At 32.2% G+C, this 20,935-nt stretch carries 19 protein-coding genes; 6 read left to right on the top strand and 13 right to left on the bottom strand.

The features are described 5' to 3' along the window. A partial coding sequence (locus IAI56_RS12675) for a hypothetical protein (RefSeq protein ID WP_187658219.1) occupies positions 1-2,115 on the top strand: 2,115 nt, incomplete at its 5' end. 36 nt (positions 2,116-2,151) lie between these two features. Here IAI56_RS12675 and IAI56_RS12680 read toward each other — a convergent pair. Further along, positions 2,152-4,101: a T9SS type A sorting domain-containing protein gene (locus tag IAI56_RS12680; protein WP_187658220.1), complete on the bottom strand. Its 1,950-nt coding sequence runs from the start codon at positions 4,099-4,101 to the stop codon at positions 2,152-2,154. A gap of 53 nt (positions 4,102-4,154) precedes the next feature. Next, positions 4,155-4,481 (bottom strand): hypothetical protein, encoded by a 327-nt coding sequence (locus IAI56_RS16320; RefSeq protein ID WP_239106945.1) that lies wholly within the window; start codon positions 4,479-4,481, stop codon positions 4,155-4,157. A 31-nt stretch (positions 4,482-4,512) separates the two neighbouring features. On the opposite strand from IAI56_RS16320, the gene IAI56_RS12685 reads away from it, so the two are divergent. The 5 genes from IAI56_RS12685 (at position 4,513) to IAI56_RS12705 (ending at position 9,668) form a co-directional block, all read left to right on the top strand. Further along, positions 4,513-4,689 (top strand): C1orf53 family protein, encoded by a 177-nt coding sequence (locus tag IAI56_RS12685; protein ID WP_162846457.1) that lies wholly within the window; start codon positions 4,513-4,515, stop codon positions 4,687-4,689. Positions 4,690-4,815: 126 nt separating this feature from the next. After that, on the top strand, positions 4,816-6,792 hold the full coding sequence (locus tag IAI56_RS12690; protein WP_187658221.1) for a urocanate hydratase: 1,977 nt from the start codon (positions 4,816-4,818) through the stop codon (positions 6,790-6,792). 59 nt (positions 6,793-6,851) lie between these two features. Continuing rightward, the gene (locus tag IAI56_RS12695; RefSeq protein ID WP_187658222.1) at positions 6,852-7,391 is read left to right on the top strand and encodes a DUF4136 domain-containing protein; all 540 of its coding nucleotides are present in this window, start codon (positions 6,852-6,854) and stop codon (positions 7,389-7,391) included. 140 nt (positions 7,392-7,531) lie between these two features. Continuing rightward, a complete protein-coding gene (locus IAI56_RS12700; protein ID WP_187658223.1) occupies positions 7,532-9,289 on the top strand; it encodes an aromatic amino acid hydroxylase in 1,758 nt (585 codons plus the stop codon). Positions 9,290-9,359: 70 nt separating this feature from the next. After that, positions 9,360-9,668 (top strand): rhodanese-like domain-containing protein, encoded by a 309-nt coding sequence (locus IAI56_RS12705; protein WP_187658224.1) that lies wholly within the window; start codon positions 9,360-9,362, stop codon positions 9,666-9,668. Here IAI56_RS12705 and IAI56_RS12710 read toward each other — a convergent pair. From IAI56_RS12710 to IAI56_RS12760, 11 genes are all read right to left on the bottom strand, one after another. Further along, positions 9,663-10,346: a DUF4230 domain-containing protein gene (locus IAI56_RS12710; protein ID WP_187658225.1), complete on the bottom strand. Its 684-nt coding sequence runs from the start codon at positions 10,344-10,346 to the stop codon at positions 9,663-9,665. The genes IAI56_RS12705 and IAI56_RS12710 overlap by 6 nt on opposite strands. 29 nt (positions 10,347-10,375) lie before the next feature. Next, positions 10,376-11,023, bottom strand: a complete 648-nt coding sequence (locus IAI56_RS12715; RefSeq protein ID WP_187658226.1) for a response regulator — start codon at positions 11,021-11,023, stop codon at positions 10,376-10,378. Position 11,024: 1 nt separating this feature from the next. Further along, positions 11,025-12,734 (bottom strand): tetratricopeptide repeat-containing sensor histidine kinase, encoded by a 1,710-nt coding sequence (locus IAI56_RS12720; RefSeq protein ID WP_187658227.1) that lies wholly within the window; start codon positions 12,732-12,734, stop codon positions 11,025-11,027. Positions 12,735-13,016: 282 nt separating this feature from the next. Beyond that, positions 13,017-14,441: a sensor histidine kinase gene (locus IAI56_RS12725; protein WP_187658228.1), complete on the bottom strand. Its 1,425-nt coding sequence runs from the start codon at positions 14,439-14,441 to the stop codon at positions 13,017-13,019. Then, positions 14,419-14,934: a tetratricopeptide repeat protein gene (locus IAI56_RS12730; protein ID WP_187658229.1), complete on the bottom strand. Its 516-nt coding sequence runs from the start codon at positions 14,932-14,934 to the stop codon at positions 14,419-14,421. The genes IAI56_RS12725 and IAI56_RS12730 overlap by 23 nt, the downstream gene beginning before the upstream one ends. A gap of 52 nt (positions 14,935-14,986) precedes the next feature. Next, positions 14,987-15,265, bottom strand: a complete 279-nt coding sequence (locus IAI56_RS12735; protein WP_187658230.1) for a hypothetical protein — start codon at positions 15,263-15,265, stop codon at positions 14,987-14,989. A gap of 119 nt (positions 15,266-15,384) precedes the next feature. Further along, positions 15,385-15,927, bottom strand: a complete 543-nt coding sequence (locus IAI56_RS12740; RefSeq protein ID WP_187658231.1) for a DUF6252 domain-containing protein — start codon at positions 15,925-15,927, stop codon at positions 15,385-15,387. A gap of 83 nt (positions 15,928-16,010) precedes the next feature. Beyond that, positions 16,011-17,438, bottom strand: coding sequence for a PD40 domain-containing protein (locus IAI56_RS12745; protein ID WP_187658232.1), 1,428 nt, complete (start codon positions 17,436-17,438; stop codon positions 16,011-16,013). Between the two features lie 65 nt (positions 17,439-17,503). Beyond that, a complete protein-coding gene (locus IAI56_RS12750) occupies positions 17,504-19,318 on the bottom strand; it encodes an outer membrane protein assembly factor BamB family protein (protein WP_187658233.1) in 1,815 nt (604 codons plus the stop codon). A 29-nt stretch (positions 19,319-19,347) separates the two neighbouring features. Next, the gene (locus IAI56_RS12755) at positions 19,348-19,719 is read right to left on the bottom strand and encodes a hypothetical protein (RefSeq protein WP_187658234.1); all 372 of its coding nucleotides are present in this window, start codon (positions 19,717-19,719) and stop codon (positions 19,348-19,350) included. A 75-nt stretch (positions 19,720-19,794) separates the two neighbouring features. Further along, on the bottom strand, positions 19,795-20,745 hold the full coding sequence (locus IAI56_RS12760; protein WP_187658235.1) for a GSCFA domain-containing protein: 951 nt from the start codon (positions 20,743-20,745) through the stop codon (positions 19,795-19,797). Positions 20,746-20,935 lie beyond the last annotated feature (190 nt).

Consider the following 20,935-nt stretch of genomic DNA (forward strand, 5'->3'; position numbering starts at 1 on the left):
ATTGAAGTTTATGTGAAAGAGAAAAATATCGATAATTTTAATGTTTCTCCTTGGAATGGTGGAAATGCCATCATAGGTTTGCAAAATGACGGCGCTACTCAAGCCGTTACAGCACCTGGACGTAATAGTCTTGACACAAACTGGTCAGTTATAAACGAAGCATGGCGATTTACACCAAGTGGCACTACTCTGACCTCAATTGAGTGGTTTCAAGGTTCAGGAACATCTGGACCATCAATTGGCAATACTGATGTAATTTCTGTTTGCCCTACAACTACCACAACTTATACAGCACAAGTTACTTACAATTTGTGTACAGGTGGAACAATAGTGATAACTGATGAAACAACTGTTACTGTAACACCTAACAAAACTTGGAATGGTTCTATAAGTTCTGATTGGGATAATGACAACAATTGGACTCCTCTTGGAAAACCAAATAGTTCTGATTGTGTAATTATTCCTGTAACTAGCAATAATCCTATTATAAATGGCTCTGGCTATAACGGATTAGCTGGTACATTAACTATTTATAGTAATGCAACATTAACTGTAAATTCAGGAAACAATATCACAGTTACAGATTTAGTTGACGTTAATACTAATGGAAACTTCATTATCAGAAACAATTCTAGTTTGATACAAATTAACGATGTCACTAACCTAGGAATAATTACTTACGAAAGAAATGCATCTGTTAGAACACTCGACTATGTTTATTGGTCTTCTCCTGTTTTTAATCAAAACATTAATTCAATTTTTAATCCTATAATACCAGGCCCAAAATATGAGTGGAATACAACCATTCCAAACAGTAATGGCGGACAAGGAAATTGGGTTTTACCTTCAACCACTAATATGACAAGAGGAAAAGGATACATAATTAGAGGTCCAAGCTCAAGTCCATTTAATAATTCTACTGCCAATACATTAACTGCAAGATTTATTGGAACCCCTAACAATGGTACTATCTATACTCCAATTTATAGAGGTAACGATACTAACACTGCAACACATTATGGAACAAATGGAATCGAAATAACAAACTTAAGTGACAATTGGAACTTGTTAGGAAATCCTTATCCTTCTGCAATTAGAGGAAGTCAATTTTTATTTGACAATAGAACCAAAATACTTGGAAGCATTAGATTATGGACACACAATAATCTGCCAATCTATCTCACCAATCCTTTTTATTCTTCCTTTCAATACAATTATACGGCTTCTGATTATTTAACATATAATTTTACAGGAACAAGTTGCTGTCCAGCGGCACCAGATGAATTATTTATTGGTGCTGGACAAGGTTTCTTTGTAGAAATGATTGATGGTCCATCTACTACTGATGTGGTAACATTCAATAACAATTTACGTAGTTCAACATATCCAAATAATATTTTTTACAGAAACCAATCTTCTTCTGAAAACAACCATAATTATGTCAACTTAGAAAGAAAAAGAATTTGGTTAGACATTGTAAACTCCAACAATCAGTCAAGCAGAACTTTATTTGGTTATATTGAAGGAGCAAGTATGGAAGTCGATAATTTTTTTGACTGTCCAACACAACAAAGTGGTTTAATGTCAATTTATTCAATGATAAATAACAACAAATTTTTAATTCAAGGTAGAGCTTTACCTTTCAATGAAAACGACATTATTCCTATTGGAATTGAAATAATTTCTACTGGAAATTATAACATTGCAATTGCTGGAGTTGATGATTTTTTTAACTCTCGGAACATTTATTTAAAAGACAAATTGAATAATGGAATTATCCATAATTTAAAAACTTCTCCTTACAATTTTACTTCAAATCCAGGTATGCATAATGATAGATTCGAAATTATCTATACAAACTCAACTTTATCTAACACAGAGCAAAATTTTGAAAACGAAATAAAAGTTATCTCTTCAACCAATTTATCTGTTATTTCAAATGTTGAAATAGAAAATATTAAAGTCTTCAATTCTTTGGGGCAAAAAATAAATGAATTTAGTAATATCGATTCTAAAGAAGCTATTTTAAAAACTGTAATAAAAAATCAATCAACATATTTATTGCAGATTCAATTGATTGATGGAAAAATTATAAATAAGAAAATTATATTTTAAATAAAAAAAGAGCAAATTTAAAATTTGCTCTTTTTTTTAATTTTCATTAGAAACAATTATTTTTTGAGAATATTCACCCTTATCAGTTTTTATTTTGACTATGTAAACAGCTTTTGACAATCCAGATGTTGAAAATCTATACTCGGCTTCAATATTTGGTTTATTTCTCTCTAAAATTCTTTTCCCTGTTAAATCAAATAAATTAATTTCTTTCAATTCCAATAAATCAGGGTTTAAAATTGTCAAATTTTGAGAGAGATTATTTTGATACACCGTAACACTTTTCTTTATGTTAGAGTTTGTATTACTGAGAGATTGAGATAAAAATGTTATTTCAAACCTATTTTCATATATACCTTGAGGCAATGAAATTTCAAAAAAATTGTTTTTTACATCGTGATAAACATCAGTTAATGAGTCATAAATGTAAACATTCTCTAATTCATTAAAATTGATAATATCTCCTATTGCTATTTTAAATGTAGTCATTGCTGAACCAGACTTAATTGAAAATGGTATTCTTTTATCCATTTCAAAAGGTAATGTAGATATCACAAATGGTTTCATTTGACCATTTATTGACAAATAAACGTCACTGCTTAAATCTTCATTAGAAGTTGCTTCCATAGCTAAATCATAACCATCTGTAGAATTTGGATTAAAAGCCACTGTAACTTCTTTAGTATATGCATTATTAATTATAGTATGAACTTTTATTTGAGGCAATAACTCTTTTGAAAACTGTGTGTAATCTACTCCAGCAACATTTGGTATTTCTCCCCAATTACCAACTTGATTATCTGATGAAGAATTTCTTTCAAACTGAGAATTATTAGAAACGCCTTCTTTTACAAATACTCTATATTTATTTTTCATCAACGCTTGATTTCCTGTTGTTCCAAAACCTTCAACAAAAAAACCTTGCCCTATTGGTGTAAACATCCTTTTATACCTTTCGGTTCCAGCTCCACCACCTGTTGTATTCAAAGAACCGTCAATATTATAAGTATTCCAAGTAGCATTGTTGTATGTTCCTGGACTAAACGCATTAACATTGTTAGCTACATAAGTTCCATATCCTCCAACATATCCTAACAAAACATGGGTTGTTGCTGGTTTTATATGCTCCCAAAAAAAAGCTTCTCCATTAATTACGCTATTAGCTAAAATTGGACCACTTATTGAACCATCAGTAGCTATTGAATATCCACTATTTTCTAACAAAAACATATTTAAATTTATTGCAGATGAATAAGGATTTCCTGTTAATGTTAATTTACCATCGGCTACATCAATAGCAATATTCCCATCGTTTGGCTTTCCTCTAAAATCGTAACGTTGAGCGCTTGGAACAAATGGCGATACATTATATGGATTATTGACACTCAATTCAACTCCTCCAGGATTGTAGTTGTCACTTCCCATTGTACCTTTCATAGTAAATCCTTCACCTGCTTTTATTGAATTAGCACTTCCAACTGGAATCCAATCAGCATAAACTAATGCTCCATTTATTATTGGAGTAAACTTATATATCCAGTAAGATGCTATGGAAAGAGGATTTGCTATTCCGTTAGAAACATTTGATGGTAAAATTACAGCTTGATTACTTTCAGTAACCGAAACAGGTTGATTTAAAAATGAAATACCAAAACTTTCATTACCTGCACCAGCTATGGTATTTCCTATTGGTGAACACCAATAATTATATCCAAAATTATTTGAAGTTCCTTCTTGATAAACAGAAAGTTTTCCGCTTCCTGAATTTGTGGATGAACTTGTTGTACCTTGTAATAACTGACCTTCTCTTCTTAAAAACAATCTTCCGTTATCAATAGGCAAAGTCATATCTTCTTGCAAATTTATACCGCCATTTACATAAACAAATTGATTTCCAACATACATATAACTGTTGGAACCCACAAAAAGTTGCGAATAAGTAGTGTAACTAGAAATCATCAGCATCAGCAATATAACTTTTTTCATACAAATAAAATTTAAGCAAAAATAAGAAATTTAAAAATACTACTACGAAAAAATCATTTCAAAAACTTAAAAAAATCATACAACTTCCTATTTACCAAATAGTCAGCATTATTATCATTCAAATAAGCTTCTTTTTCAAACGAAATATTGTAGTAAGCTTTCTTCCAGTTTCTATACAAAATCAACCTAATAAAAAACTCCAAAAAATACCATATAAAAAAAGGAATAACCAACATTTCCAATTGCTGACGAATATGAATTCGCTCATGATTAAGCAAAAACCTATTCCATTTATCTTCCTTTTTTTTCAAAAAAATGAAAGGAAAAATTGTAAACCCGCTAAATCCTTTTGGGATTAAATATTTAGAAACAATTATCAACATTCGTTATAAACTCTTTAAATTTGCGTCTATGAATGACCAAAATAACGAAAAAAAACCAATTGAAGGCGAAGATTATTATCTAACGCCCGAAGGTTATCGATGTTTCACCGAAAAATACCACCTAAAACGTGGCTATTGTTGCAAAAGCGGTTGTAGACATTGTCCGTATGGTTTTGATAAAAAAACAGGAACAATAAAAAAATAATTATGGCGTTACCTTTCAGGTCGGGCTATTCGCTACAATCTTTTCATCTGCCTAATCGGCAAGATAAAAAGGATTTTCGCTTCTATCCCTAACGCAAACATCACAAACAAACAACCCTTCAATACAATGACATTTAAAGAACAAATACTCCAAGGAATTCCATCGGTTTTACCCAATCCAAAACCTTATGAAACCGAAATAAATCATGCTCCAAAACGAAAAGAAATTCTTTCTGACGAGGAAAAAAAATTAGCATTAAAAAATGCTTTGCGCTATTTTGAGCCCAAACATCATGCTGAATTACTTCCTGAGTTCAAAGCCGAATTAGAAATCTATGGAAGAATTTACATGTATCGCCTTCGTCCCGATTACAAAATGTATGCTCGTCCAATTTCAGAATATCCTGGAAAATCCGAACAAGCAAAAGCCATCATGTTGATGATTCAAAATAATTTGGATTATGCCGTAGCGCAGCATCCACATGAACTAATCACCTATGGCGGAAACGGTGCAGTTTTTCAAAATTGGGCTCAGTATTTATTGACGATGAAATATTTGGCAGAAATGACCGATGAACAAACGTTAACCATGTTTTCTGGTCATCCCATGGGATTATTTCCTTCGCATAAAGAAGCACCAAGAGTTGTAGTCACTAACGGAATGGTTATCCCAAATTATTCCAAACCTGATGATTGGGAAAAAATGAATGCTTTAGGCGTATCTCAATACGGACAAATGACTGCAGGAAGTTATATGTATATTGGTCCACAAGGAATTGTTCACGGAACTACAATCACCGTTTTAAACGGTTTCAGAAAAATAAAAAAATCTCCAAAAGGCGGATTATTCGTTACGTCTGGATTAGGCGGAATGTCTGGAGCACAACCAAAAGCAGGAAACATCGCAGGTTGCGTGACCGTTTGTGCCGAAGTAAATCCGAAAATTACTCACATTCGTCATTCGCAAGGTTGGATAAATGAAATTATTGAGGATATCGACGAATTAGTTCCAAGAGTTAAAAAAGCACTAGAAAATCAAGAAGTTGTTTCCATTGCCTATTTAGGAAATGTAGTCGATGTTTGGGAATGTTTCGACCAAGAAAATCTATATATCGATTTAGGCTCAGACCAAACTTCATTACACAATCCTTGGGCTGGAGGTTATTATCCAATTGGCTATACTTTTGAAGAATCCAATGATTTAATGGCAAATAATCCCGATAAATTTAAAGAAGAAGTTCAAAAAACATTGCGTCGTCATGCGGCTGCGATTAATAAACATACAGCAAAAGGAACCTATTTCTTTGATTATGGAAATGCTTTTTTATTAGAAGCTTCTCGAGCTGGAGCAGATGTTTTTGCCGAAAATCACATCGATTTCAAATACAACAGCTACGTTCAAGACATTATGGGACCAATGTGTTTCGATTACGGATTTGGACCGTTCCGTTGGGTTTGTGCATCAGGAAATCCTGCTGATTTAGCCAAAACCGACAAAATTGCCTGCGATGTTCTCGAAGAAATGATGAAAAATTCCCCAGCGGAAATTCAGCAACAAATGGCAGATAATATTCAATGGATAAAAGGCGCACAAGAAAACCAATTAGTAGTTGGTTCTCAAGCCAGAATACTTTATGCCGATGCCGAAGGAAGAATAAAAATCGCCGAAGCTTTCAATGAAGCGATTGCTCGTGGTGAAATTGGCTTTGTAATTTTAGGTCGTGATCATCACGACGTTTCCGGAACCGATTCGCCTTATCGAGAAACTTCTAATATTTATGATGGTTCGCGTTTCACAGCCGATATGGCAATCCAAAACGTAATTGGTGATAGTTTCCGTGGCGCTACTTGGGTTTCAATTCACAATGGCGGTGGCGTTGGTTGGGGCGAAGTAATCAATGGTGGTTTTGGTATGGTTCTTGATGGAACTAAAGAAGCATCAAGACGATTAGAGACGATGCTTTTCTGGGATGTAAACAACGGAATTTCAAGAAGAAGTTGGGCACGAAACGAAGGTGCAATTTTTGCAATAAAAAGAGCAATGGAGACGCAACCTTTATTAAAAGTTACCATCCCAAATATAGTTGATGAAGACTTATTGTAGTTTCGGGTTTTAAGTCAAAATTTGTAACCTGAAACTTGAAACTTTAAATAAATAAAATTATGAAAGCACTCAAATTTCTACCGTTACTTTTACTCTTTATTTTTACTTCATGCAGTTCAGTAAGAGTTAATCAAGATTACGACAAAAACGCCGATTTTAGTCAGTACAAAACATATGCATATCAGAAAAGTGGTATTGACAAAGTTGAAATATCTGACTTAGACAAAAAAAGAATTCTACGCTCTATTGACGAAGTTATGGGAGCAAAAGGTTTTACTAAAAGTGAGAATCCCGATGTAATTGTGAATTTCTTTACCAAAGAAAGAGAACAAGTTGATGTAAACCAATTTAATGCTGGCTGGGGTTTTGGCTGGGGTTGGGGTTTTGGCTGGAATCCTTGGCTTTGGGGCGGAACAACTTCGATTTATCGATATACCGAAGGAACTTTGACCATTGACATTATTGATGCCAAGAAAAAAGAACTAATTTGGCAAGGACAAGGCGAAGGCGTATTAACCAAAAATGTAGATAAAAAAGACGAAAAAGTAAAAGAATTTGTAACTAAAATTCTTGAACAATATCCACCGAAGAAAAAGTAAAAGTTTTGCAGTCACAGTAAGCAGAATTTCAAAATACAAACCGCAACTATCAACCGTTGCGGTTTTTTTATGATTTTTATCACACTTATAAAAAATGGAATTTGTACTTTTGACAAAGTGAGAAACAGAATAAAATTACCATGGAAGCACATTTTGAAAGCAATCCTTTAATTGACCGATTACCAAAACATTTGAAGCAATTTATCAAACCTCAAGATTATGACGATTACACTCCAATTAATCAAGCTGTTTGGCGTTATGTTATGCGTAAAAACGTTGATTATCTCTCAAAAGTAGCACACGAATCCTATTTGGAAGGTTTGAAAAAAACTGGTTTAGAAATAGACAATATTCCAAATATGTATGGAATGAACCGAATTCTAAAAGAAATTGGATGGGCAGCTGTCGCAGTAGATGGTTTTATTCCTCCAAATGCTTTTATGGAGTTTCAAGCCTACAATGTGTTGGTAATTGCTTCCGATATTCGTCAACTGGAACATATTGAATATACGCCAGCTCCCGATATTATTCATGAAGGTGCAGGTCATGCTCCAATTATTGCAAATCCTGAGTATGCCGAATATTTACGTCGTTTTGGCGAAATAGGTTGCAAAGCCATTTCATCGGCTAGAGATTATGAAATGTATGAAGCCATTCGTTTACTTTCTATTCTAAAAGAAGCCGAAGATACACCAGAAGAAGACATCAAAAAAGCCGAAGAACAAGTTGATTTTCTGCAAAATAATATGGGTGAATTGTCCGAAATGGCTCAAATTAGAAATCTACATTGGTGGACAGTGGAATATGGTTTAATTGGAACGGTTGAAAACCCTAAAATTTATGGTGCAGGATTACTTTCATCCATTGGCGAAAGTGCTTGGTGTATGACTGACGAAGTGACTAAAATTCCTTATGATATTTCGGCAATTAATCAAAGTTTTGACATTACAAAACCGCAACCTCAACTGTATGTAACTCCCGATTTTGCCCATTTAAGTTTGGTTTTAGAAGAATTTGCCAACAGCATGGCATTGCGAACTGGCGGATTATCTGGCATAAAAAAATTGATAGACTCTAAATCGTTAGGAACAATCGAATTGAGTACAGGAATTCAAATTTCGGGTTTGTTTACTAATGTTATTGAAAATGAAGGAAAGCCAGTTTATGTTCAAACTACAGGAAAAACAGCATTGTCTTACCGCGAAAAAGAATTAGTTGGTCATGGAACAGAATATCATGCCGAAGGTTTTGGTTCACCAATTGGAAAACTGAAAGGAATTAATTTGGCAATCGAAGACATGTCGCCGCGTGATTTGCGTGCGTATGACATTTATGAAGCCGAAAAAGTTACCTTAGAATTTGAAGGCGATATTATTGTTTCTGGAGAAATTATTACCGGTTCAAGAAATTTACAAGGCGAAATTTTATTGATAAAATTCAAGAATTGTACAGTTACTCACAAAGACACCGTTCTTTTCCAACCTGAATGGGGAATTTATGATATGGTTGTTGGTAAAAAAGTAATTTCAGCATTTTCTGGTGCTGCAGATGTGAATAGTTTTGACATGATTACTCACGTTCCATCAAGCAAAACTATCAAAGCAAAAAAATCTCCAGAAAAAGAAGAACTCGAAGGTTTATATCTCAATATTAGAAATTTAAGAGATGGAAAACAAGTTGTTTTATCTGCCGAAAAAACATTTGAAATCCTTAAAAATAATCATCCCAAAGATTGGCTTCTTTCATTGGAAATAGCTGAATTATGCGATAAAACCAATAACACTGAACTTTTCAATCAAGTACTTATCCATTTGGAAAAAGTAAAACAAGCTCGACCTGAAATTGCACATTTAATTTCGGGCGGATTGGAGCTTTTTATGGAAAAAGTTATACTGTAAAGGTTGACCAGTAACTTTTGATACAAACTAACACCTAAATTAAATTTAGTTTTGCTTAAAAATTAAAACTATGGGATTATTAAGCATGTTAGGTCTTGGAGGAAAATCAGAAACTATTAAAGATTTTGTATCAAAAGGCGCGATTATTATTGACGTAAGAACTGTTGGCGAATTTCGTGATGGTCATATCAAAGGTTCGAAAAACATTCCTTTGGACAACATTTTTTCAAAAGTTAATGAAATTAAACGTTTTGAAAAGCCAATCATTGTTTGTTGTCGAAGCGGAATGCGAAGTGCTCAAGCAGCATCAATCCTAAAGAATAACGGCATTGAAACGCTAAACGGTGGAAGTTGGCAAAACGTAGAAAAAAATCTATAACGCTACTTTTTTAACCGAAGTTTTAGTCAATTCTTCTCCGTTGTATTCCAATTTCCAACCCATTGTATTGGTCAAAATTAGAATATTATAAAGCTCACTAATCAATCGGTTTTTAGCATTGATTTTTAATTTTGATTTTTCAATTTTTTTAGCAAGATTAGCTCTAACAATTTTATTCACTTTGTTATAATCATCTCCAGTAAAAGGATTTAGCGTACTTTGTTCCACATCATAATATTCGATGTTTGGACTGATTTTGATTTCTTCTTTGGGAATATTTAAAACGGAAACGGTTTTATTTTTTTCGTCTAAATCATATTTTATCTCACGTAAATCATAAGCAACGGTAACATCGGCATTGACAATAATTAGTGCTTTTTTCTCGAAAGAAACTAAATCCATCAGGTATTTTTTTTGATCTTTATAAGTCAAAACTTCAGAAAAATGACCTTCGGTTACAACCAATTTACCCACATTTTTGATTTGTTTTTCAATTAAACTGGAATTGTATTCAACAGTTGAACTTTCGCTTTTGGAATTAAAAATTTTATACGCAACTACAGCAATTACAATAAAAAGCAACAAATAAATCAATTTTCCTGAACGACCAATAGCCTGAATTATTGGAATTAACACATTTTTTAAAGCTGTTTCGTTAGAATTTCTTCGGACTGCCATTGGTTACAAATTTAAAACGAAGATAAGAATTATATTAGATTATTACTTTTGGCTTTTTCGATTGCTTCGAGTTTATTGTGGACTTGAAGTTTAGTGTAAATATTCTCGATGTGTTTTCTAACGGTTGATGGCGAAAGTATCAAATTATCGGCAATAACATTATAATTCAACCCTTTACTTAGTTGTTCTAAAACTTCTATTTCACGAGTAGAAAGTTTGACTTCTTCTTGTTCTACTTGAGCAAATTCTACAGGATTTCTTAGCAATTTCAGGGTTTTTAAAGCAATAGAAGGATTCATTGCTGCGCCACCATTTATAGTTTCAATAATTCCTTGATGCAAATCTTTTGGATTAACTTCTTTTAACAAATAACCATCAGCACCCGCTTTTATTGCATTGAAAATATTTTCGTCGTTATCAAAAACTGTCAGCATGATGATCTTTAGTTGCGGATATTTGGATTTGACCATTTTAGTGGCTTCAATTCCGTTGCATTCGGGCATTTCAATATCCATTAAAATTAAATCGATGTTTTTATTAGCTTCTAACTTCGTTAGTAAATCTTTACCGTTTACAGCAGTATATTTGAGAACTAAATCATCAAAAAAAGACAATTTTTCGGCAATGGCTTTTTGCAGAAAAACATTATCATCGACTATGGCTATTCGTACTGACATATTATTTTTTATTAAATTTCAAAACAATTGTTGTTCCTTTTTTGAGTTGTGAAGTTACTAAAATTTCGCCATTTAATTCTTTGGCGCGCTTTTTTAAATTACTCAATCCATTGCCCAATACAGTATTTTCTTCATCGAAACCAATTCCGTTATCTTTAATAATGATTTCAATAAACTGATTTTCACACAAAACTTCCACCGAAACTTTTGTTGCTTTGGCATGTTTTAATGCATTATTTATTGATTCCTGAATAATTCTATAACTGTTAATTCCTTCAACAGAACTCAATGAAACTGGTGCAAAATTATCTTGACAATTGAATTCAAAATCAATTCCATTGGAAGCAATTTGAGCATTTTCGATAAAATTGGAAATTCTAATTTTTAAATCTTCAAAGGATATTTTATCTTTGTTCATAGCCCAAATCGTATCGCGAAGTTCCGCAATTGTTTCTTTAGTAAATCCGCTTAAACTGTGCAATTTATTGATAATTTTCTGGTCATTATCTTTTAATCCATATTTCAAATTATCAATAGTTGAAATAATAAAAGTAAGTTGCGAACCGATATTATCATGCAAATCTCTGGAAATTCTTAGACGTTGTTCTTGTAGTTTATTTTGGGTTTCAATCTTTAACAAAGCATCTTTCAACTCGTTTTCTTTTTGCAATTGAAGTGTTTTTTGCTTTTGTTTAGAAAACAACAAAAACCCCAGAAGGATTGCGATTATTGTCAATGAAAATCCACCCAAAATCCAAAGGTTTTTCTCCGCCAATTTTGCTTTTTGGATTAAAATTTCTTTCTCTTTTTGTTCCGTTTCATATTCAATATCGAGTTCCGATTGTTTATTTCTAACATCAGAGTTGAAAATACTGTCTTTAACTTCAATATGATTTTTAAAAGCTTGAAGTGCTTTTCTAAAATCTTTATTTCGTTCATAAACGCTTGACAATTCTTTGAAATTATCTTGTGTCAAATAGGGAAAATCGTGTTTTTTACTCCATTCAATTGCCTGATTAAAATAGTTTATCGACCGTTTATCGTCTTTAATTTGCTTGAAATAAAACCCATAATAATTCAGGTTTTCGGCAATTCCATAAATATCTTTGATATCTTTTCTAATCTTGAAAGCATAATCCAAAAGTGATTTTGCTTCTCTTGGTTTGTTTTGCATCAGTTTTACCAAGGCAATTTTGTTTGCACTGTATGGAATTCCTGGATTATCTTTTAATTTTTCTTTGATTTTCAACGATTTATTGTAGAAAAAAAGTGCACTATCGAGCTCGTTTTGCATTTCTTTCAAAACGCCATAGTTGTCATAAATTCCACTCAAACTGAATTCGTCTTTAATCGATTCCGCCAGTTTCATTCCTTTTTGCATATACATAACAGCTGAATTCATATCGCGAAGTTTCAACTGATATCCATAAACCGCAAACGAATTGGCCTGTTTATCTTTTAGATTCAATTGCTGATACAATCGAGTTGCTTTCAACATAAACTTGGTATTCAAATCATATTTTCCCTGAAAATAGTACATCAAACTCAGATTAGAATATGAATCTGCAATTCCTTTTTTGTAGTTAATTTTTTGAGCTTTAGCTACATTATCTTGATAAATTTTCAGGAATTTTGTGGTGTTTGCTATTTTAGTTTGATACGAAAGATTGTTTACAGAATCAATTTGCTTTGTAACATTATTTTGAGACAAAGTTGTTTGACTTTTAAAAAATAAAAGAAAAAAAACGACCAATATTGTATTGATTTTTATCATCATTTAGGCAAAAAAACTATACCTGCTAAAAAAAGTCCTTTCCAAACCTGAAGTATTGTGCTTGACTCAATATGGTTTGAAAAGGACAACAATAAAAACAACCGTTTTTACATTTAATACAGTATTAAACACCACATTTAACTAGACAAAGATGGTTGTAATAGGTGTAAAAAAAAATACGGCAAATGCCGTATTTTTTTTCGTGGTAATTTCGATAAATTATGCTTTTTTACACTTTTTAGGAATAGTAATTTTTATTTTAGTACCTTGATTTTCATTAGATTGAATATAAAAAAGACCATTAACATCTGAAATCCTTTTTCTCATATTAGCAATTCCATTTCCGAGTAAAACCTCATCGATTTTAAAACCTAATCCGTCATCGGAAATCAAAATTTCAATGTCATCTTGATTGGGTTTAATGTCTATCGAAATCGTTTTGGAATTTGCATATTTCATGCTGTTGTTTATGGCTTCTTGAATGGTTCGGTAAATATTCATTCCTTCCACCGAAGAAAATTTGCATTCTTTTAACTGATAATCAACAGTAAAATTAAAGTTGATATCCGTTTTGGCAATTTTGGCTTTTTCTATGAAATTATGAATTCTAATTTGTAAATCTTCAAAGGTAATTTCGCTTTTATTCATTGCCCAAATGGTATCTCGAAGCTCGACTATTGTTGACTTTGCAAAATCACTAATTCCTGAAAGTTTATTGTCTAACCTACTGTTTGTAATATCAAAAGCATATTTTATATTGTCAACAGACGAAATAATAAAGGTTAATTGTGAACCAATATTATCGTGTAAATCTCTGGAAATTTGCAATCGCTGTTCTTGAAGTTCGTTTTGGGTTTCAATTTTTGCAATTGCCGATTTTAGTTCAAATTCCTGTTTTTGTTGTTTATTTTTCAACTTCTGTTGCCGATAAATTAAATAACCAATAATCAACAATCCAGCAACAATCAGTGATAAAATTACAAACTGAGTATTCTTTCTTTTTATTTCATTTTCGCGTTCAGCAACTTTTGTTTTAACCTTTAAGAGTTCTTTTTCCTTTTTTTCGGTTTGGTATTTTGCTTCCAATTCAGCAAATGTTTCGGCTCTTTTTACATCAAAAACAGAATCACGCAATTTGATGTATTTTTCATGATCTTCGATAGCTAATTTATATTTTTTGGATTTTGTAAAAAACTTGGCTCGCTGCCAATATAAATCTCGAAGTTTTTCGGCGCTCATACTATTGGTAGCAAAATGGTGAGCTTTAACAAACAATTTTTCGGCTTCGGAGAAATTATTTAGTTCCGATTCTATGGTAGCAAGATTGGTATAAAGTGTAGCTTTTTCATAAAAAAATCGGTTACCTTTCTTTGCTGATTCATCTGAAGATCTTAATTCAGAAATTCTTAAACCAGTTGTCAACCAATGTTTTGCCTCTTTATATTTTTTTTTCTTTAAAAGTGTGTTTCCAATATTGTTATAGGTACTTCCAATTTTCAGTGTGTCATTTCCTTTAAAATAATTAAACACTTTTTTGTGATACAACAAAGCGCTATCAGATTTATTCCAATCATCATAATTAATTGCAATTGCGTTTAGTGTTTTCCAAATCAATCCAGCATCAACATTTTTTTTTTCTTTCATTAATTTTTAATGCTTTTTTTCCAAAATGAACGCCTTTTTGATAGCTTTCATAATCGTGATAATCTAATGAAAGCTCTGTATTAAAATATGAAATCCATCCTTCATTCTTTTCTTTTTCGGCTTTTTTTAATCCTTTCAACGAATATTCTATAGCTTTTTCGTATTTGCCTTGATTGTTATAAACGTTATTAAGATTGCTATAAACCGTCATAAGCGAATTCAAATCGCCTTTATTTTCAAGGAGTTTAATTGCTTTTTGTCCATAAAAAACTGCGCTGTCTAGTTTATTTAAATCTGCAAAACGAGCATTTTTGCAAAAAAAATATTGAGCTTCGTCTTCTTTGTTTTTAATTTTACTTTTAGCAATTTTAAAATAATAATCTGAAGAATCTCTTGAAGTATAGGCGTTAATTAACACCTCTTTTAACTCTTGAGCAACGGTTTGTTGGCTGTATAAAATTAAAAGTAAAACGCATAAACTAAATTTTTTCATATAAAAGAATTGAGATATAAATATATCAAAAATGTTGAAAAATAGTTTGAAACTATGTTTTTTTTGGAAAATTTTCTTCAAAAAATTGATAATTTAAGTCAAAAATTTCTTTATTTAAATCGTCTACAACTTGATTTAATCTTTCTTTCAATTGATTTGATATACTAACTTGAGAGTTTTGCAACTCTTGTTGACTATTTAAGTCTTTCATCAATTCATTTAACAACCTCAATTTGGATTTAAATTTATCTCTGTCCGCTACTATTTTGTTTGCTAAGCAAAATATTACTAATAATAGCAGTAAAAAAATTATAACTAATAAATATTCCATTACACTAAATTTAGAGTACAAATTTGTACAAAGAATTCTAATTTTAGAATACGTCAAATGCCGTATTAACAAAAAAAAGACCTGAGATAAATCAGGTCTTCTATAACTCAAAAAATCTATTACAATACTAATCTAAATGAACCATTTGTAACGTTTTTTGTTCCACCATCACATGTTTCATCTTCTTTTACTTCTTTACCAACAAAACTAAATGTTCCTTCAATTTTTGTATCATCCATAAATGTGATTTCTAATGTACCATTAGTATTTTCACAGTTTAATGAATTGTATGGTGTAACTGCAAAAGTACTTGTATTAACGTCTGTATATGTTATACTTCCAACTGCAATGTCAGTATTTTGAGTAGCATTCATATTGTAAGTTCCAACTGACAAAGAACCTGTTGTTGAATATAACTGAATACCTATGTTCTTACCAGAAGTTGATGATCCTTTTACAACCATTACGCCATTGGTCATGTTACCCACTGCTAACTGTCCTTCTGCTAAAAAGTTAGAACCTGCTACTTTTGCTTTTATAAAAGTACCAGTTGCTGGACCATTAAAACCTCCACCTCCGTCATCATCACTACCTCCGCAAGATGATAATGTTAAAGAAAAAATAATTGCTAATGCAAATCCAAATTGTTTAATTGTTTTCATACTATTTAATGTGTTAAAGTTATAAGGCAAATTTGCAACAGAATACATAGTAAATCAATAAGGCATTTGTCGTATTTTAACATTTATTTTGGAGTTTGAATAATTGCTTTTGGCAAAACAATCACTTTCATAACTTGGCTTCCTTGGTCTATAGAAATGTAATATAGTTGTTCCGAATTTTCGTCATAAAAAGGCAATCCGTCAAGATCATTGGAATTTATTTTACTGCCTAGATTGATTGGTTCTGACCAATTTTTCCAAGTATCGTCCAATCGATAGGTGATGAAAATATCATAATCACCATACGTACTAAAACCATTACTGCTGAACAGTAAAGTCTTGTTATCTGACAAAAGATGACACATGCCTTCATCGGCTGCGGAATTAATTACTTTTCCCATGTTTTGAAGAAGCCCAAAAGTTCCGTCTTCTTTTTTATTAGTAAAATACAAATCAGTTCCGCCTTGAGTAAAATCGGTTTCGATTGCCATGATTAATGTTTTTCCATCGCTTGTCATGGTAGCATCGGCTGTATCATCATAATTATTGTAAGCCGAAATTTTCACAGCACCAAGCGATTGATAACCATCTGTAGTTGGTGTAAATAATTCAAAACCCGAATTGGTATTTCCTTTAGTGATTGGATTTCCACCTTTTAAAAGAAAATGTTGCGCAGTATATTCAACATAGTTGTAACTGTTGTCTGAGTTTAAGGTTTTTTCGAAGAATTTATTACTCCAATTTCCGTTAGCATCTTTAGTAAACGAATAGATTTCGTCTTTTCCATCTTTACCATTTGTGATGAATAATTTTTTTCCATCATGGGAAATTGTTGGATTTACGGGTGTAAATTCGTCCAAGATAAGTACTTTGGGATCAGACAAATTTTCAAACTTAGAGAGTGAATTTACATCGACCGAAATTGGGTTTTCCGAATCGGATATTCCAATTGCATCGATTTGTTTTTGTCCTGGAATTAGAGCAAAATTAAATTCTACTCTAACAGCAACAACATTGGCTACAGCTGTTTCAAGAATTGCATATTCTACGGCAGGATTTACATTTACATCTGGCGATTTATGAATTTTTCTTCGTTTTCTACCAAAATAATAACTTCTATCTGAATTTAAAGTTGATTTATAACTTGGTGTTTTCCAATCTTTTTTTCGATACCATACCGTTTGGTATTTTCCGTTTCCGGTATCAACTCCAATTTTCGCCACACAACCAGCATTTAAATTTTCAAAAACAGCAACTTGTTTTACGGTTTGAGGTTTTTCAAAAGCTACTTCAACAAATTCATAGCCATCGAGCGCATTTTTTGGTATCCAAGCATTTGGAGAACTTCCGCCTTGAGGAAAAGCGTCTGGTTTTCCTAGAACTCTTTTAATTCCGTGTTGTTTTCCGCCCAAATCGGTTGAATATTTTATCACTTTATGAGCAAATTGAACTTGCTGCGAATAGCTTGAAAAAATGATTAGAAAACAAAATATAGCGTATCTTTTTTTCATAATTTATTGTGTTAAAAAAAGGACTACAACACGTGCAGTCCTTTTGCTTAAACTCTCCAAAAAAATTAATTATTTACTCTAATTTTCTCTGCTTTTTTTCCTTTGAAAGCAAAAATATATTCGCCATCTCCCGAAATATCAATTCCTGCACCATAAGTTGGACTTCCACCTTTTCCTTTTGATTCCACTGCGCCTTTGGTTTCGCCATTGGTCATATCAATTCCAAAAATTCTGTTTTTAGAATTTCGTTGATCTCTAAGGAAATAATTTCCACCTATTTCGTAGAAATAATCTACACCTTTGATTTTTTCAGAAGCATAAGCTCTTGAGCCATCTTTTTTATTGTAGGAAGCCAATCCTTTTTCTGAAAGCACAACTACTTTATCATCAAAATCAATAACATCAGTAGCTTTACCCACTTTAGCATCGTTGTGTTTCACATCAAATAGTTGATTTCCTGAAGCAATGTCATATCCATAAAACTCATCGCCATCGCCAACAAATACTGATTTGTCTTCATGAATGACTAAATCGGTAATTCGTTTATCAAATTTTTCCGAACGCCAAGAGGTTTGACCTGTTTTGTCGTCAATTGCTAAAACTCCATTTTTTTGTGCTTTGTAATCCCAATAAATATAAGGAACGGTTTGTTTCATTGTTCCGCCCAATGGACTTGAAGTTGTTTCTTGACGGAATTCTTGTACTTGTACTTTTCCACCAATTTGAAGGAGAATTTTACCGTTGGCACGATATAAATTTGGCATGCTAAAAGCACCTGTTATTTTCTCCGAAGCCCAAAGCAATTTTCCGCTTTCTAAATCATGTTTTTCGATGTATTTTGTTCTGTCTCGTGTTCCAAACATCACTAAATAAACAGCATCATCTGTAAAAATTGGATCGGCAATTGTTCTGTAATATTTTTTGTTTAAAGTATTAGAAAACAAGCCTTTTCCACCGCCATCCATATCATTTTCATAAATAGCTTCCCAAAGTTTTTGACCGTTGTTGATGTTATAAACCTGCAATCCGTTTAAATACATGTATAATTTATCGCCTTTAATCCAAAGGTCAACAATAGCTCTACGTGTTACTAATTCTTTCTCGATTACTCCCATAAAAGTTGCGTCCCAAAACACATCACCATTGGTAGCATTGATTTTTACCAATTGATTTTTAAATCCTGCAAACAAAGCTCCAAGTGCTGTTGGTTTGAAGTTAATCATGATGATTTCGTTTCGTTTTGCATCATAAATGTATTTTCCAACACCGCCTTTAAAACGATTGGTTTCCCAAATTTTTTCGCCTGTATTGGCATTTACTAAAATAACCGAAGCTTTTTGTGAAATTAAAAATGCATCCAACTCGAAAATGTATTTTACCGTTTCCAATTCGCCATCATCAGCACCTTCAATATTTTTCGTTCCGCCTTTTGGCAAAAGATTTTGATATTGTTCTGAGTTCCACAATTCTTTTCCTGTAGCAACATCGATTACTGCTACTCTATCGGTTCCTAATTTTATTTCGTCAAAAAGAAATAAATAACCGCCTTTTCCAGCACCTTTATGAATTATGTATTGGTATTCGCATTTGTTGGTTTTGTTGGTTGTTATTTTTTTATAATCACCACTCCAAACGGTTTTCCCGTCAGCATCTAAAACGGTAGCCGAATTATCATCGGTTCCAAGGATATATTCGCCACTGTTTACTGCAACAGCAAGTCGTGTTGCCTTGTTGTCAAATTCTGACTCCCAAACGGTAGCAAAACTTCCCGATTTTTTTCCAGCGGATTTACCTTTGCCGAGTAATTTTCCTAATTGCGCATTTACTGGTAATGTGAAAGCTAAAAATAGCGTCATCACTACTAATGATATTTTTTTCATTTTGATTTGTTTTTATTGTTTTACTAGGGTTAAAAAGTTAAAGTATGACGAATTTTGTGTCGTTGTTGTTTTTGAAGTTTGAACTGGAATTTGTGTTCCAAAATATAATCGGACATGAAGTTGATGAAATCGATGTTTTTGATATCGCTTTCCACTTTGAAAAAAGTCGATACTTTACCACTGTGAACAATTCCAATATCAACGGTCATTGTTCCTTTTACATCAGCAAATTTTTTGTTCTTTTTCTTGACAAATTCGGGAGATTTAAAAAGCTCATCGACTTCTTTTATTACCGTTTCGGCAATAATTTCTTCGTCGGTGTGAACTGGACGTTGCGCCTGAACATTTTGGCCGAAAAATACAATGCCAAAAATGCACATAATGGTTTTTAAGGTTTTCATAATTTAGGTTGTTAAGTACAAAGCAAACCTATAGTATAAACCTAAGCTAAGAAATACGTCAAATGTCGTATTTTGTTAAAACGTGATGTGAGGAAATTGGGCTTTCACTTTTGTAATCTTTTGATTAAGAGCAAGTAAAAACTGCTGATGCGCAGGTCTATTTGGATTAAAAGGTCGATGTTGTAATCCTTTTTGGATGTTGCAAATTTCTTGCATCGTTTGAAATTCTTTTTCGTTTACATAGTTTTCAAAGAATTTTATCCAAATAAAATCAATAGCTTGCTGACTTGGATGTAGCATATCGTTGGCATAAAAACGATAATCACGAAGTTCGTCCATCATGATTTCGTAAGAAGGAAAATAGTTGGCAGTTGTCGGTTGTCGGTTGACAGTTTTAAAAACTGCTGAAAGTAAATGTGCTTTGCTGACATTGTTTTCAAAAAAACCGTCTTTGGTGTGACGAACTGGTGAAACAGTAAAAATGAATTTTGCATTAGAATTTACCGAAGTGGTAATCGAAATGATATTTTGTAAACTTTGCTTGATTTCTGAAACGGAAAGCAACTCTTTTTCAAATTCTTTCTGAGGAACTTTATGACAATTAGCTACAATTTCATTGGTCGATTTTAATTTGTAAACCCAAGACGTTCCAAGCGTGATTAAAACATGAGTTGCTTCGGAAATTTGCTTATTCGCAAAATCAACAAGATTGTTTAATTGAGCTAGCAATTCGTTTTTATCTGTATTGGACAATTCTGAATGTACTTCGTAGCAATGCCATAAATCGTTGTGAAAGAAAACATCATTTTCGGTAAAATACGTTTTCGAAACACAACGACTAATTATTTTTTCGAGTGAAACCGGATTAAAAATTATTCCAAAAGGATTTACTGTGTTTTGAAACTTAAAATAGCTGAATTTTTCACCAATGTTTTCGGCAAAACAAGAACCAATAGACACTAATTTTGAATGGTAATCTATTGTATTTGAATATTTAGAAATTGGAATTGGCGTTGAAAATTGCATTTCTTTTTTTGGTAAATATAAGAATTTTGAAAATCTTAAAAATAAACCTTCAAAAAGGTATTGATGTAACTTTAATAAAGATATAAAATTAACCTACAATCATAGTTTTGTTTTATTTAAAACAACAAAAAACTAGGGTATAAAATCTAAATAAGAACCAAAAATAATTGAAAAATATTCAACAAAAAGT

Source organism: Flavobacterium macrobrachii (assembly GCF_014486675.1).
GTDB lineage: Bacteria > Bacteroidota > Bacteroidia > Flavobacteriales > Flavobacteriaceae > Flavobacterium > Flavobacterium macrobrachii.